We start from the raw sequence: 14,610 nt of genomic DNA, 5'->3' as shown, positions 1-14,610 counted from the left end.
ATCGCCTGGGGTCGAGTAGGCGGCGACGCGGGAGCAGCCGTGTCGAGTCCGCGCGACGCGATCTCGATACGCGTCGCCGCTCCGCGGCGGCGCTACTCGATCACCGGGGGCGGCGCTACGCGACGGGCGGCGGCGCGTCGCGACGGACTCGGTAGGACAGGTAGACCGTGCCGTTCGCGAAGCGGTGCTCGTCGACGAGTTCGAGGTCGGCGCGCACACCGTCGGGCAGCAACCGCGTCCCGCCGCCGACGATGACCGGCAGGACGTACACCGAGATCTCGTCGACGATCCCCGCGCGGAGGGCCGCCGCGGCGAGCGTCGGGCCGCCGATCTCGACGTCCCGGTCGGATGCCTCGACGAGCGCCCGCGCCGCGTCGGGGTCGAACCGCCGTTCGAGCCGGCCCCGTCGGAGCTCGATCGACTCGAGCGTGGACGAGTAGACGACCTTGTCGGTCCCCCGCCAGTACTCCGCGAACTCGTTCGTCGCGGGCGACGTCTCGTCGTAGGGCAGGTCGTCCCACACGCGCATCGTCTCGTAGAGCCGACGCCCGAAGAGGTAGGTTCCGACGCCTTTCAGCCGGTCGTTGATGAACAGGTGCTGTTCCTCGGTGATCGGCACCCAGTCGAAGTTCCCGGCGGCGTCGGCGACGTACCCGTCGAGCGTGGCGGAGATCGAGATCATGAGCCGGCCCATGGGCGTCATTCTGCCTCGGGACGCCGACGACGGCCACCCGCGCACGCGCGTACGGCCACCGACGCACCCGCACGCAGCCCCGGCACGCCTACACTCGAACGGTGCGCCTCGTCATCGCCCGCTGCTCCGTCGACTACGCGGGGCGCCTGTCGGCCCATCTCCCGCTCGCGACGCGGTTGCTGATGGTCAAGGGCGACGGCAGCCTGCTGGTCCATTCGGACGGCGGGAGCTACAAGCCGCTGAACTGGATGAGCCCGCCGTGCTCCCTCGCGGCATCCCAGCCCGACGACGACCAGCGCGCCGCCGGCGTCACCGAGCTCTGGACGGTCACGCACAAGAAGACGGCCGACCGGCTCATCGTGTCGATCCACGAGGTGCTGCACGACTCGAACCACGAGCTCGGCGCCGACCCCGGGCTCGTGAAGGACGGCGTCGAGTCGCACCTGCAGCAGCTGCTGGCCGAGCAGATCGACCTGCTCGGCGAGGGGTACTCGCTCGTGCGACGCGAGTACATGACCGCGATCGGGCCGGTCGACATCCTGGCGACGGATGCCTCGGGTGCGTCGGTCGCGGTCGAGCTGAAGCGTCGCGGCGACATCGACGGCGTCGAGCAGCTCACGCGCTACCTCGAGCTCATGAACCGGGACCCGCTGCTCGCGCCCGTCACGGGCGTCTTCGCGGCACAGGAGATCAAGCCGCAGGCGCGGACGCTCGCCGAGGACCGGGGCATCCGGTGCGTCGTGCTCGACTACGACGCGATGCGCGGCGTCGACAGCGGGCACGCGCGCCTGTTCTGAATCCCACCGACGGTTCGGGCCTGCGAAGGGGCGACCGGCGGTCCCACCCGCGGTTTCTCTCCGGCGATGGAGCACCGGCGCCGGGTCCACCGCGATCGCGCGGTCCGACCCGACGCGCCGGGGCTGTCGCCGGCCGACGCGCCGGTGGTCGGAACCGCGATCGCGCCGCTACTTGGCGGCGCGGTACGCCTCGAGCAGGTCGGCGGGGATGCGGCCGCGGTCGCCCACCTCGTAGCCGTGCTCGCGGAGCCAGGTCCGTGCGGCGGCGAGATCGCCGCGCGACGACGTGGTGGCGGTGCGCGCGGCGCCCGTGCCGCGGGGGGCTCGGCCACCCGAGGCGACGGGACGGCCGGCCTCGGTGTAGGGCTTCAGGGCAGCGCGAAACGCCTCGGCGTTCTCGGCCGAGAGGTCGATCTCGTAGCTGCGCCCGTTGATCGAGAACGTGATCGATTCACCGCCACCGCCTTCGATCGGGGTGCCGTCGAGGTCGTCGACGAGGGTCACGATGGTCTTCTTCGCCATGGCTGCTCCGGATAATCGAGGGAAATCTGAATTTCGTATTCCGAGGTTATCCGAATAATTCTCGAATCGTCGGGAATTCACACCGCACGGCCCGAATTCGCGAAATTCGACGGGAGGCGGCAGCGGAAATCGGGAGCGCTCTCTCCGTGTGTTTCCGGGGTCCAGTACGAACCTGAGAATCGCTCGAAGGATCCGCGTCTAGTATGGCCCGGTGACTTCAACCCTGACCGCGACGACCCAGGCGCCTGCCCGCACCTGGTCGGCGGTGCTGTTCGATCTCGACGGCACCATCGTCGACTCCGCCTCGGACATCGTCGCTTCGCTCGCCCACATGTTCACCGAGATGGGGGTTCCGGTCCCCGACGACGCGACGCTGCAGTCGTACGTCGGCCCGCCCCTGCTCGACAGCCTCCGCCTCATGGCCGGCTTCTCCGACACCGAGGCCGTTCGCGCCCTGGAGATCTACCGCGCCCACTACGAGCAGTACCTGCTCCGGTCGCCGGTGTTCCCGGGCGTCGCCGGCGTCATCGAGCTCCTGCACCACAAGGGCGTGCCGGTCGTACTCGCCACGAGCAAGCCCGAGTCGATGGCCACGGCGGTCCTCGAGCACGCCGGACTCGCGCAGCACTTCGCGGTCATCGCGGGCGCGAGCGACGACGAGGTGCGCAGCACGAAGGCCGACGTCGTCGCCGAGGCACTGCGTCGCCTGCAGGCGATCGGCGTCGACACCGCGCGCGCGGTGATGGTCGGCGACCGCGGCTACGACACCCTGGGCGCCCTGGCGAACGGCGTGCCGACGATCCTCGTCGAGTGGGGCTACGGCTCCCCGGCCGAGGCGGCCGACGCGCTCGCGGTCGTGCACTCCGCGGACCAGCTCCGGGCCCTGCTCGTCGGCTGAAGCCGCGCCGCGCCCGAGCGCGCCGCTACTCGGTGACCACGACGGTGAACGTCACCGAGTCGCCCGACTCCGTGTTCTCGAGCGTGACCTCGGTCTCGCCGACGGCCAAGGGCTCGAGCCCGGGATCGAACTGGGCCGACCCGTCGTCCTTGCCCGGCGTGAACTCGACGATCGCGGGGTCGGCGATGGTCGCGTCCCACGCGGTGTAGGTCTCGTCGTCCCCGGTCAGCACGATCACGTTGTCCAGCGGGACCTCGACGGTCGTCCCGTCGACCGTGTCGAGCGGCGCGGTGACCGGCGCGACGACCCCGGTCTCCGAGCTCATCGGCGACGAGTCATCCTCGCTGCCGCCCGACGAGCAGCCGGTGAGTCCGATCCCCGCCGCGACCAGGGCGGCTGAAGCGATGGCGGCCGCGGCCGCGCGTCGTCGTTGCATGTCATTCCCCCCGAACCCGCTCCCCCCGAGCGCACGGGTCCAAGATACCGGCCGGATGTCCCGAGCCGGAACCCCCGAACGCCGCCGCGGGCGTCGCCTAGCGCAGCGCAGTTCGGGCGCGTCAGCCCTCGGCGAGCCCGGCCGCCTGCCGGGCGGCCCGCTCGAATGCGTCGCGCACGGATGCCCCGTCGAGCGCGTTGCCCACGAGCATCGCGTCGCGCAGCAGGACGAGCACCGCGGCGGTCGCCTCGGCGTCGTCGCGCCCGGCCGCGGCGAGGAGCCCGGCGAGCGTGTCCCGGAACCACGTGCGGTGGCGCGCGACGATGCGGCGCACCTCGCTGTCGGGGTCGGGGTACTCCGCGGCGGCGTTGATGAAGGGGCATCCTCGCGTGTGGTACCGCTCGGCGTCGTCGGCGACGCCCTCGATGACGAGCGCGAGCAGCCGCTCGGGGTCCTCCGTCTGCGCGCCGGCCGCGGCGAAGTAGCCGCGGATCGTGGCGTCCTCGCGGTCGAGGTAGGCGGCGACGAGCGCCTCCTTGCCGGCGAAGTGCCGGTACATCGTGGCCCTGGTCACGTTCGCATCGGACAGCACGCGATCGACGCCGATGCCGTGGATGCCCTCGCGGTAGAACAGCTCGGCGGCCGTCGACAGCAACCGGTCGCGTGCCGGCGAGGTCGGCGTCTCGATGGTGCTCATGCGTCCATGATACTAGAACGTTCTTTCTGCTGCGGGGAATCCGCTGGGAATCCGGCCTGCAGCCCGGGTCGGGCGCGTTCCAACCGGCCCGTCGCACGACGTGACGCCGATCCGCGGCGCGCCGGCGCGGACGTCAGCGGACGAACCGCACCTCGGCGACCTGCCAGCGGTCGTCCCACTTCGTCGCGCCGTCGAGTTCGAACCCGTGCTTGCGATAGAACGCGTGCGCGCGCGGATTCACCTCGAGCGCCCACAGGTAGGCGGGCCGGTCGCCGATCGCGGCGTCCAGCAGGGCTGGGCCGACGCCCGTGCCGTGCACCTCGGCGAGCGTGTACAGGCCTTCGAGCTCGATCGCGCGCGGGGCATCCGCGTCGCGTCCGTCACTCGTGTTCGCCCAGCCGACCACGCGACCGTCGACCTCCGCGACGTGGATCGACATGCGGCGGAACCCCTCGGGCGGCGGGAAGACGCCCTCGGCGATCGCGAGGTGCGTGGTCCACGCCATGACGCGGTCGCGCATGGTCCAGGCCTCGACGACGTCGCGACGCACCAGGCCGGGCTCGGTGTAGGTCGTCCGGTGGCTCTCCCAGTGGACGCGCGCGATGTCGGGGGCGTCGGCGACGGTCCCCGGGCGCACGCGGATGCTCATGCCTGAACGGTACGCCCCACGAGCCATCCGTCGACGAGCGTCTCGACCGACCGGCGGAACTCGTCGTCGTCGCCCGTGCGCAGGCCGAGGCGCGCGCCGGTTTCGCCGAACGGATGCGGGGCGTGGTCGCTCCAGAGCATCGCGGGGGCCTCGGCCTCCGCGCCCGCGGTCCACGCCGCCTCGAGGGCGACCTGGCCGAGCACGTGGGCGAGCAGCGCGTGCGCGGCGCGCGCCGCGTCGTCGGCGGGGAGCCCGGATGCCTCGAAGCCGGCGCCGAGGCGCTCGACCAGGGCGAGGGCGCGCGGGCCGTCGGGCGCCGTGCTCGTGACGAGGGCGATCGACCCGGGATGCGCACGCAGGCGGGCGCGGACGGCGACGGCGATCTCGACGAGGGCGTCGGAGGGTCTCGATACGGCTGCTTCGCGGCCTACTCGACCACCAGAGTGGGCTTCGCTGCCGACTCGACCACCGGAGGGGGCTTCACTGCCCACTCGACCAGCGGAGTGGGCTTCGCTGCCGACTCGACCGGCGGATGGGTCGAGGTCGACGAGCAACTCCTCGACCATCGCGCGCAGCAGCGCGTCCTTCGACGGGAAGTACGTGTACACGGCGGTCGGCGAGAGCCCGACGGCGCCGGCGACGCCGCGGACCGACACGCCCGCGAAGCCCTTCTGCTCGAACAGCTCGAAGGCGGCCTGCAGGAGGTCGGACTGGCTGAGGCTCCGGCGTGGGCCCGGCTTCATGCCGCCGCGGCCGCGAGCGCGGCCTCGATCGCGGCGATCACGCGCGGGTCGTCGGGCTCGGTGTGCGGGCGGAACCGCTCGACCGACCGGTCGGGCGCGACGAGGAACTTCTCGAAGTTCCAGCTCACGCGGCCGGCCTTGCCGGAGGCATCCGGCGTCTTCTTCAGCTCGGTGTAGAGCGGGTGCTCCTTGCGCCCGTTCACGCGGACGCGGTCGACGATCGGGAACGTGATGCCCCACGTCGTCGAGCAGTACTCGGCGATCGCCTCGTTCGTCGAGAGCTCCTGAAGGAACTGGTTCGACGGGAAGCCGATGACCACGAGGCCCTCCTCGCCGTACTCGCGCTGGAGCCGCTCGAGCTTCTCGTACTGCGGGGCGAGCCCGCAGCGCGAGGCGACGTTGACGATCAGCACGGCCTTGCCGGCGTAGTCGGCGAGCGAGGCGGTGCCGCCGTCCGTGGTGGTGAAGGGGATGTCGTCGATCGTCGCCATGCGGACTACCGTAGCGCCCCCACCCTGACCGCAGCCTCCGTCCGTGTGGATGCCCCGAGCTTTCGCAGGATCGCCGACACGTGCACGCTCGCGGTCTTGCCGCTGATGAAGAGCCGTTCCCCGATCTGGCGGTTGCTGAGGCCCTCCGCGATGAGGTCGAGCACCTGTCGTTCGCGCGCCGTGAGGTCTTCCAGCGGGTCGTACTCCTCGCCGTCGGCGTGCGCGGTGCCGGCGGCGTGCAGCGCGGCGAGCCCCGCCGATCGCGCGAACGCCTCGGCGTGCGCGCGCACCAGCCCGATGCCCGTGAGGTCGGCGACGGCGATGGCCGACTCGACGGCGGCGCGGGCGGCGACGCGGTCGCCCGCGGCCAGGTGGGCCCGAGCGAGCCCGAGCCGAGTGTGCGAGCGCAGGACCACGGGCGAATCGGGCCGGTCGGCCGCCTCGACGGCCGCCTCCCAGGCCGCGACGTCGTCGGCTGCGGCGAGTTCGGCCTCGAACACGGGCACCCAGGTCGTGCGCGTCGGCCATTGCGCGGCGTCGAGGAGCGACCGCAGTCGCGCCTCCCGGTCGGCGACCTCGTCGGCGCCGAGCTCTGCGGCCGCGGGGTCGCGGCGCGCGGCCGCGATCACGCGGCTCGCGGCCCACAGGTACGGAAGCGCGTACCCGGCGTGCGGCACGTGCTGCTCGGCGAACAGCCGCCCGAGCTCGCGGACGGCGCCCGGGAGGTCGTCGGACTCGAGCGCCAGCTCGGCCAGGACACGGCCGACGCCGAGCCTGGCCTGCAACTCGACGTCCATCACGGCGTTGAGCCCCGACCGCGCCGCGCGGAGCGCGGCGGTCGCACCGGCGACGTCGCCCCGCCAGAGGATGGCCCAGATGCGGGCGCGCTGCACGTACATCTCGAAGGAGGTCGACGGCACGAGGCTCAGGGAGCGCTCGATGAGCCGATCGGCCTGCTCCCACTCGCCGAGGGCCATGAGCGGGTCGATCGCGTTGGAGGCCAGGATGACGCCCGAACTGCGCTCGAGGCCCTCCTCGCGGGCACGCTCGAACCCCTCCTCGGCGAGGCGGAGCGCCGCGCGGAAGTCCCCGATGAGGTGGCGCAGGTCGCTCGCGTTGACGAAGTACCGCAGCAGTGCGGGGCCGTCGCCGTCGGCGTACTCGCGTGCGAGCTCGAGCTGGGCGAGCCCGCGCTCGACGTCGCCGCGCTCGGCGATGCTGACGGCGGCGATGTTCGTCGCGATCGACCGGTAGCGGTCGGAGTCGATGCGGTCCGCAACGGCCGCGGCCTCGTCGGCGACGCGGATGGACTCCTCCCCGGCGCCGTCGATCATGAGCCGGCCCGCGAGCCCGGTGAGCACCGTGGCCCGCTGCAGCAGCGCATCCTCCGGCAGCAGTTCGAGCGAGCGGCGCAGGAGCGCGACCGCGCCCGGACGCGCGAGGTTCGCGAGCACGAACGCCTGGTCGCGCAGCAGCCGGGCGACCTGCGGGTCGTCGGCGGGGCACTCGGCGAGCGCCGCCTTCACGAGCGCGAGGGCCCGCTCGCTCTCGCCCGCGTTGCGCAGGTAGGCCCCGGTTCGACCCATCAGCTCGACCTTGCCCATGCCGCCGAGCGCCTCGGCGTCGGGCACGACGTCCCACAGCGAGAGCGCGCGTTCGCCGAGCTGCGCGGCGGTCGCGAAGGCCGCCGAGGCGCGCGCCTCGCGCATCGCCTGGATCGTCGCGGGGTAGGCGCGCACCGCGTCGTGGGCGCCGAGCCAGTGGAAGGAGATCTCGGCCGCCACGCGCCGGCGGCCCGCGGAGCGCTCGTACGCCTCGGCGTATCGGGCGTGGAACCGCGCACGCTCGCCCGGCAGGAGGTCGGCGAGGATCGCCTCGCGCACGAGCGCGTGCCGGAACGCGTAGTCGTCGCCGTCGATCGTGAGCACACCGCCGATCACGGCTTCGCGCGCGCCCGCGTCGATCGCGGCCGCGTCGCCCGCGTGGACCTCGGCCAGGAGCCCGTGCGAGATGCGGACCCCGCCCGTCGCGATGAGGCGCAGGAGTTCCTGTGCGCCGTCGGAGAGCCGTTCGTAGCGCGCGAGCAGCAGGTCGCGGAGCGTGTCGGGCAGCGGTTCCTCGTCGCGGCATCCGTCGATGCCGACGAGTTCCTCGATGAAGAAGGGCACGCCCTCGCTCCGGCGGGCGATCGACTCGATCGCCTCCTCGGCGGCCACCTCGGTGATGAGCGCGCGCGCCATCTTGACGGTCTGCGCGCGCGTCAGCCGGGACAGCTCGCGTCGGTCGACCCATCGGTCGCGCTCGACCTCGCTGAGGAAGCCGCGGAGCGGGTGGCCGCGGCCGACGTCCTCCGTGCGGTAGGTCATCACGAGCAGCACGCGGGCCTCGGTGAGCGCGCGCATGAGGAAGCGCAGCAGCGCGAGGCTCGCGGCGTCGACCCAGTGCAGGTCTTCCACCACGAGCACGGTCGCGCGCTCGCGCGACGCGGATTCGAGGAGCACCGCGATCGCCTCGTGCAGCCGACCCGCGGCCGCGGCGCCGTCGGGCGTGGTCGAGGCGGCGTCGCCGTCGGACGGGCCGAGTTCGGGCAGGAGCGCCGTGAGGGCCGTGCGCCCGGGCCCCACGGCCTCGAGCGCGGCCTCCGCGCCGATCTCGGCCACGAGCGCGCGCAGCGCGGTCTTCACCGGGGCGTAGGGAGACGCGACGCTGCCGAGGTCGACGCACTGACCCGCGAGGTAGCGGACGTCGGGATCGAGCCGGGCCCGGAACTCGCGGAGCAGGCGGGTCTTCCCGATCCCCGCCTCGCCGCCGAGCACGACCGTGCGGGGCGCGCCGTCGCGCGTCTCGCTCAGGAGGCCCTCGAGCCACGAGAGGTCGGCTTGGCGACCGACCATCGCCGGGCTCACCGCAGTGGTGGTCACCCCTTCATGTTGCCACTCCCCACCGACACCGGCGGGAACCGGGAACGGGATGACCTCCGCTGCGGCGGACCCGGATGCGCCGCTCACCGCAACGCGAGCCGCGGCACGTGGAACCCGTGGCGACGGCGGTGCTCGACGGGCTCGTCGGCGGCATCCTCCGCCAGGCGCTCGAAGTGGCGTCGGCGGATCTCCAGCTCCCGCTCCGAGCGCTCGAGGAGCCACTCGTGCGCGTGCAGGGCTTCGAGGTCTGTCGAGTACTGCATGGGATCCTCCGTGTTCATTCCGTTGCCTTCAGCCTGCTCGCTGAGGCGGGCGGCGCTCATCGGGTGATCGCCCTATTTCCCGGGGCGACCGGACGACCGCGCCTGAGGCGGCCGTCGGGGCGGGCGGTCATGCCGGACGGACCGGCGTGCCGCGGTAGCCGTCGGCGCGGACCTGGCGGACGGCGCCGACGATGCCGGCTGCGGCGAGGGCGCCGAGCACGAGCATGAGTGCGAACATGGCCTGACCTCCTTCCGGTTCTCGGGTGGTTCGTCCGGATGCTCCCAGCCTGCTCGCTGAGGCATCCGCCTCGCTTCGGGCGATCGCCCTATTCGCGCGCCGCCGGACCTCAGATCGTCGCGGCGACGCGACTCGCACCGGCCAGCGCCCGTACCGACGCCGGCACCGCGACCTCCGGCGCGGTCGACTCGGAGGCGATCGGCGAGCCCCAGGCGGGAGCCAGGGGCACGACGCCCGCCCAGATCCCGCGATCCTCGCCGTCGTCCTCGGCTTCGCTCGGGCCACCCGCGCGCGCCTTCATCACGACGTCGTCGAGGGCGAGCCGGAGCACCGCGGTGCCGGCCACCTCCTTGCGCGTGTTCGCCCGCACCTCGGCACCGCGACCCGGCAGGAGCCGCTCGCCGATCGCGTCCAGCGCGGCCTGCGTGTCGGCGACCGGTTCGAGCACGCCGTACACGACCGCGCTCCGGTAGTTCATCGAGCTGTCGTACAGCGACCGCGCGACCACGAGGCCGTCGAGCGAGGTCACCGCGAACGCGACCTGCGTCCGGTCGGCGACGGCGCGACGGGCGAACCCGCTCCCCGTGGACCCGTGCAGCAGCACGTCGTCGCCGACGCGCGCGAAGGCGGTCGGCACGACCAGCGGCACGCCGTCGGCGACCACCGCGAGGTGGCCGACGAGCTGCTCGTCGAGCAGCTCGTACAGGGCGGTGCGGTCGAACTGCTGGCGCTCGGAGAGCCGGCGGATGCGTCGGTCGGTGGTGATGGCGGGGATGGGGTGGAACGTCGTCATGGTTCGAGTCTGGGGTGCATACTGGTCGGGTCGGCAGTCCAGTTCGCGACGTACCGACCAGACCAGTCAGCGCCGTCGTCGCTGGCTGCCGGACGACCGGAGGCACGAGATGGACGGACCGATCCTCGCGATCGACCGCGACGACGCCCGGCCGATCGGCGAGCAGCTCGTCGAGGCGCTGCGCCGGGGCATCCTGAGCGGCGACCTGCGCACCGGCGACCCGCTGCCGTCGACGCGCACACTCGCGACCGAGCTCGCCGTCTCGCGCAGCTCGGTCGTGGCCGCCTACGAACGCCTCGCGGGCGAGGGGTACCTCGAGATGCGCCAGGGCGCGTCGACGACGGTCGCCGCACTCGAGTCGCGCGCCGTCCCCGAACCGGTCGGGCGGCCGGGCGCGTCCGAGGCGGACCGCGTGGATGCCCCGATCCTGGCCGACCTCAACCCCGGCGTGCCCTCCACCACCCGGATCGACGAGCGCGCGTGGCGGGCGGCGTGGCGCGAGGCGGCGAGCGAGCCGCGGCCGATCCCGGCCTGGTCGCCGCCGCCCTTCGGGCTCCTCGGCCTGCGCGAGCAGCTCGCGGACCACCTGCGGCGAGCGCGCGGCGTCGCGTGCTCGGCCGACGACGTCGTGGTGACCGCGGGCACGTCCGAGGCGGTCGCGCTCGTCGCGACCGCACTCGCGGCGCTCGCGGGCCGGCCGCCGCGGATCGGCGTCGAGGACCCGGGATATCCGACCGCGCGTCGCACGCTCGAGCGCCGCGGGGTCGTCACGGTGCCGGTGCAGGCGGGTGCCGACGGCATCCGGCCCGCCGCGCTCGACGAGGCCGGCGCGCTCGACGCCGTCATGATCACCCCCAGCCACCAGTACCCGCTCGGCGGGCGCCTGCCCGTCGCCGACCGGCTCGGCGTGCTCGCGTGGGCCGAGCGCCACGACGCGCTCGTCATCGAGGACGACTACGACAGCGAGTACCGCCACACCGGTGCGCCGCTCCCGGCGCTCGCCTCGCTCGACGCGCGGCGATCCGTGCTGCTCGGCAGCTTCTCGAAGGTGCTGACGCCGTGGATCCGGCTGGGCTACCTCGTGCTGCCCGACCACCCGGGACTGCGCGCGGCGATCGCCGAGATCCGCGCCGACGAGCAGACCCCGGTCGCGGGGCCCGTGCAGGCGGCGATGGCCGCCTTCATCCGCAGCGGCGCGCTCCGCCGCCACATCGCCGCGAGCCGGCGCGAGTACGGGCACCGCCGCCGGCTCGTCGTCGAGGCGCTCGGCGACCTGCCCGGGCATCGCCTGCGCGCGATCGACGGCGGGCTGCACGCCGTGCTCGAACTCCCGGACGAGGCATCCGCCGACCTCGTCGCCACCCGCCTCGAGGCGCAGGGCGTCCTCGTCGCGCCGCTGGGGCGCTACGCCGTGACCCGGCCCGACGAGCATCCCGGGATCGTCATCGGCTACGCGGGCGTGTCCGACACGGTGCTCGCCGAAGCGCTCGCACGCATCCGCGCGGAGGTGGGGAAAGCGGTCGCCCGCTCCGCGGGATCGCCCTAGGCTGACCGAGGCGGGTGCGAGCGAAGGGGTGCGGATGGGTCGGAGCGAACGGATGTCCCGCGCCCGCGTCCGAACCGCCCTCGTCCTCCCGCTGCTCGTCCTCCCCCTCGCCGCGTGCTGGGGCGGGACATCCGAACCGCCCGCCGCGACGGTCGTCGTGACCGTCACCGCACCGCCCCCGACGCCCACGCCGACGCCGACCCCCGTGGTGCCGCCGCCCGCCGATCCGGTGCCCGCCCCGGCGCCGGACCCGGTCCCGAACGCGCCCGCGCCCGTCGTCGAACCGGGTCCCGCGGTCGACACCGGCCCGATCGCGGGCGCGAACGGCCCGGTCGTGGTCGACGGCAACGGGATGCCGATCCGGTACACCGTCGTCGCCCAGGACAGCTTCTTCGACATCGCCCAGCGATTCGACCTCCCCCAGCAGCAGTTGCTGCGGATGAACCCGCAGATCCACGACTTCGGGGAGGCCGTGTACATCGGCGACGAGATCAACCTCGACTGGACGAAGGTCGGGCTGGGCTGAGGCTGCGGGTCGCGAGGGCGGCTCGCGAGGGTCTCGAGACGCGTCGCCTCCGGCGGCGCTCCTCGACCGCCGGGGAGCTCGACTAGGGTCGGCGGCATGGATGGCGCCGAGATCACGCTCGAACCGTGGAACCCGTGGCCGCTCGCCATCCCGGGCGTGCTGCTCGTCGTCGGGATCGTGCTCGTGTTCGTCGGCACGCTCGGCGCCCGACGACGGTGGGCGCGGGACCTCGGCATCATCCTCGTGGTCGGCGGGCCACTGCTCGGGCTCGGCATGTTCGCCTTCCTCGGCGGCACGTGGGACCAGGCGCAGCGGCGGGCCGCGCTCGAGGGGCTCGGCTTCGAGCACCCGACGTTCTCGGGCGGCACCGGCATCGTCGGCAGCGCGACGCCGAGCGACGTCGACTTCCGTGCGGAGCGCGACGGCGAGGAGGTCAGCGGGACCCTGCGGTGGATCGCCGGGGACCACTGGGCGGTGGTCGTCGACGCGTCCGAGGACTAACGGGGCGGAGGACTGAGCGGGAGGACCGAGCCGGCGGACTAGCCGCAGGATGCCCCGTTGAGCCGGAACCCCGTGAGTGCGGGCGACTGGCCGTTGGAGGTCGCGTTGAGCCCGAACCCGACGCTGCCGCCCGCGGGGATCACGGCGTTCCATCCGGCACCCGTCGCCGTCACGGTGCGACCCGTCTGGCTCACGTCGGCCCCCCAGGACGACCCCGCCTTCTGCCCGCCGCCGAGGTCGAACGACAGCGCCCAGCCGTCGATCGGCTCGTCGCCGAGGTTCGTCACGGTCAGGTTGGCGTTGTACCCGCTCCCCCAGTCGTCGACGCTCGTGGTCACGGCGCAGGCGACGACGGCCGCGGGCGGCGACGGCTCCGACGGCGGCGGGACCGCCGGGTCGCCGGGCGTCGGCGTGGGCGTCGCCGTGGGGGTCGGCGTCGGCGTCGGGGTGGCCTTCGGGGTCGGGGTCGGCGTGGGCGTCGGGATCGGCGTCGCGCGGACGGTCGGCGCGCCCGCGGTGGGCGTCGGCCGGCCGTCGGACGCGAGCGTGTCGCCCCGCCCGTGGACGGCCTCGGCGTGCGCCCGCACGAGCTCGAGCTCGGGATCGTCCGGCTGGACGCCGTACGTCCCGCGCGACGCCGTCGACGCCTGGAACGCCCAGAACGCGCTCGCGTCGGCGCCGTGCTCCTCGAGCGCCCGGTAGATCGCGGTCCAGTACTCGGCGCGGACGTTCGCGTGCGCGTTGAAGGCGGCGAGCAGGAACGGCTTGCCGATGAGGTCGTGCGCGTCGGCGAGGTAGCGCTGGACGGCCGCCGCGGCAGCGGCCGGGCTGAGCTCGCCCGGCTCCTCGGTCGGGAACAGCTTCGCCGAGCAGAAGTCGACGTAGCGGTTCGCGCAGGTCGGCACGTAGGGCGCGCCGCCGTCGGGACCCGCGGCGAACTCCGCGCCCTGCCCGTCGACGCCGACCGTCACGAGGTGGTTCGGATCCGCCTCGCGGACACGCTCGCCGACGCGGTGGATCCAGTCGCGCAGGGCCGCGCCCGAGGCATCCGCCGTCGGGTCGCCGTCGACGTGCGGATCGTCCGCGAGGTCCCACGCGAGGATCGTCGGGTCGTCGCCGTAGGCGACCCCCGTGCGCGCGTTCACGCGGGCGACGACGGCACCGGCCGCGTCGGCCGCGCGGTCGCCGCAGTCCGCGCAGTCCGCGGGGATGCGGAGCCCGTCGTCGTCCACGCCGCCGGCCGCGAGCACCGGGATGACCCGGATCCCGTGCGACCGTGCGGCGTCGAGCACCGCGTCCAGCCCGGCGAGCGATTCGTCGTCGATCGCGCCCGCGGCGGGGACGCTCCCGGCCTGCGGCTCGGCACGAGCCTCGTCGCCCGTGGACGCCTCGCCGACCACCGCGACCGGGAAGGCGGGCACGCGCACGAGGTCGACGCCGAGCGTCGCGAGCGCGGCGAGGCGGCGGTCGAGGGCGTCCTCGTCGAGCCCGACGAGGTCGGGCGCGTTCGCACCCGCGAACGCCGTGGGCGCTCCGTCGACGCAGAATGCGGTCTCGCACACCTCGACGAACGCGTCGATCGGGTCCGCGGCGTGCGGTGCGAACGCGACCAGCGTCGCGACGAGGCCGCCGACCGTCGCGACCCCGACCGCGGCGGTCGCGGCGAGCGCGCGTCGCCCGCGTGCGGGGACTGCGCGCGGGACGCGGTGGACGGCGCTCATGGGGGATCGGCCTTCGGGACGCGGGCGGGCGGGGCGGAATGGTGGAGGGGCGGAATCGAACCGGCGGGGACGCGATCGGGGGCGCGGCCGTCCGCGTGAGCGTAGCCGGAGAGCGCTCTCGGGTCAAAGAGGATCCCTCGGCGATTCGCCGTCGGTCGTCGAGCCGCTCACCGT

16 protein-coding genes are annotated in these 14,610 nt (G+C 73.9%); 5 read left to right on the top strand and 11 right to left on the bottom strand.

Annotated elements, in window-relative coordinates; genetic code table 11:
* Positions 1 to 115 precede the first annotated feature (115 nt).
* Entirely contained in the window at positions 116 to 694 is a 579-nt protein-coding gene (locus tag ACDF64_RS05440) for a dihydrofolate reductase family protein (RefSeq protein ID WP_394553912.1), read from the bottom strand.
* 101 nt (positions 695 to 795) lie between these two features.
* On the opposite strand from ACDF64_RS05440, the gene nucS reads away from it, so the two are divergent.
* Positions 796 to 1,491, top strand: coding sequence for an endonuclease NucS (gene nucS / locus ACDF64_RS05435; RefSeq protein WP_394553910.1), 696 nt, complete (start codon positions 796 to 798; stop codon positions 1,489 to 1,491).
* A 168-nt stretch (positions 1,492 to 1,659) separates the two neighbouring features.
* Here nucS and ACDF64_RS05430 read toward each other — a convergent pair whose 3' ends face one another.
* Positions 1,660 to 2,013, bottom strand: coding sequence for an Lsr2 family protein (locus ACDF64_RS05430; protein ID WP_394553908.1), 354 nt, complete (start codon positions 2,011 to 2,013; stop codon positions 1,660 to 1,662).
* Between the two features lie 211 nt (positions 2,014 to 2,224).
* Here ACDF64_RS05430 and ACDF64_RS05425 point away from each other — a divergent pair, with 211 nt between their 5' ends.
* Entirely contained in the window at positions 2,225 to 2,911 is a 687-nt protein-coding gene (locus tag ACDF64_RS05425) for an HAD hydrolase-like protein (protein ID WP_394553906.1), read from the top strand.
* 25 nt (positions 2,912 to 2,936) lie between these two features.
* On the opposite strand, the gene ACDF64_RS05420 is transcribed toward ACDF64_RS05425, so the two are convergent.
* From ACDF64_RS05420 to ACDF64_RS05385, 8 genes are all read right to left on the bottom strand, one after another.
* Positions 2,937 to 3,347 (bottom strand): hypothetical protein, encoded by a 411-nt coding sequence (locus ACDF64_RS05420; protein WP_394553904.1) that lies wholly within the window; start codon positions 3,345 to 3,347, stop codon positions 2,937 to 2,939.
* Positions 3,348 to 3,468: 121 nt separating this feature from the next.
* Positions 3,469 to 4,044 carry a TetR/AcrR family transcriptional regulator gene (locus ACDF64_RS05415; protein ID WP_394553902.1) on the bottom strand — a complete coding sequence of 192 codons (576 nt, stop codon included), beginning with the start codon at positions 4,042 to 4,044 and terminating at the stop codon, positions 3,469 to 3,471.
* 133 nt (positions 4,045 to 4,177) lie between these two features.
* Positions 4,178 to 4,693 carry a GNAT family N-acetyltransferase gene (locus ACDF64_RS05410; RefSeq protein ID WP_394553900.1) on the bottom strand — a complete coding sequence of 172 codons (516 nt, stop codon included), beginning with the start codon at positions 4,691 to 4,693 and terminating at the stop codon, positions 4,178 to 4,180.
* Complete coding sequence (locus ACDF64_RS05405) at positions 4,690 to 5,436, bottom strand: TetR/AcrR family transcriptional regulator (protein WP_394553898.1); 747 nt, start codon at positions 5,434 to 5,436, stop codon at positions 4,690 to 4,692. Before ACDF64_RS05405 ends, ACDF64_RS05410 begins: the two co-directional genes overlap by 4 nt.
* Complete coding sequence (locus ACDF64_RS05400) at positions 5,433 to 5,927, bottom strand: glutathione peroxidase (protein ID WP_394553897.1); 495 nt, start codon at positions 5,925 to 5,927, stop codon at positions 5,433 to 5,435. The genes ACDF64_RS05405 and ACDF64_RS05400 overlap by 4 nt, the downstream gene beginning before the upstream one ends.
* Positions 5,928 to 5,932: 5 nt before the next feature.
* Complete coding sequence (locus ACDF64_RS05395) at positions 5,933 to 8,848, bottom strand: AAA family ATPase (protein WP_394553896.1); 2,916 nt, start codon at positions 8,846 to 8,848, stop codon at positions 5,933 to 5,935.
* Positions 8,849 to 8,931: 83 nt separating this feature from the next.
* Entirely contained in the window at positions 8,932 to 9,129 is a 198-nt protein-coding gene (locus tag ACDF64_RS05390) for a hypothetical protein (protein ID WP_394553895.1), read from the bottom strand.
* Between the two features lie 329 nt (positions 9,130 to 9,458).
* Positions 9,459 to 10,142, bottom strand: a complete 684-nt coding sequence (locus ACDF64_RS05385) for a pyridoxamine 5'-phosphate oxidase family protein (RefSeq protein ID WP_394553893.1) — start codon at positions 10,140 to 10,142, stop codon at positions 9,459 to 9,461.
* A 109-nt stretch (positions 10,143 to 10,251) separates the two neighbouring features.
* On the opposite strand from ACDF64_RS05385, the gene ACDF64_RS05380 reads away from it, so the two are divergent.
* The 3 genes from ACDF64_RS05380 to ACDF64_RS05370 all read left to right on the top strand — a co-directional run bounded on the left by ACDF64_RS05380 (position 10,252) and on the right by ACDF64_RS05370 (position 12,715).
* Positions 10,252 to 11,688, top strand: a complete 1,437-nt coding sequence (locus tag ACDF64_RS05380) for a PLP-dependent aminotransferase family protein (RefSeq protein WP_394553892.1) — start codon at positions 10,252 to 10,254, stop codon at positions 11,686 to 11,688.
* 52 nt (positions 11,689 to 11,740) lie between these two features.
* Positions 11,741 to 12,214: a LysM peptidoglycan-binding domain-containing protein gene (locus ACDF64_RS05375; protein ID WP_394553890.1), complete on the top strand. Its 474-nt coding sequence runs from the start codon at positions 11,741 to 11,743 to the stop codon at positions 12,212 to 12,214.
* A 96-nt stretch (positions 12,215 to 12,310) separates the two neighbouring features.
* A complete protein-coding gene (locus tag ACDF64_RS05370) occupies positions 12,311 to 12,715 on the top strand; it encodes a hypothetical protein (RefSeq protein WP_394553889.1) in 405 nt (134 codons plus the stop codon).
* A 38-nt stretch (positions 12,716 to 12,753) separates the two neighbouring features.
* On the opposite strand, the gene ACDF64_RS05365 is transcribed toward ACDF64_RS05370, so the two are convergent.
* Complete coding sequence (locus tag ACDF64_RS05365; protein WP_394553887.1) at positions 12,754 to 14,436, bottom strand: cellulose binding domain-containing protein; 1,683 nt, start codon at positions 14,434 to 14,436, stop codon at positions 12,754 to 12,756.
* Between the last annotated feature and the right edge of the window lie 174 nt (positions 14,437 to 14,610).

Origin of the sequence: Agromyces sp. MMS24-JH15, assembly GCF_043518605.1 — a bacterium.
Taxonomy (GTDB): Bacteria; Actinomycetota; Actinomycetes; order Actinomycetales; family Microbacteriaceae; genus Agromyces.
Note: the sequence above shows the minus strand (reverse complement) of the source record. Positions and strands in the feature narration are given on the sequence as shown.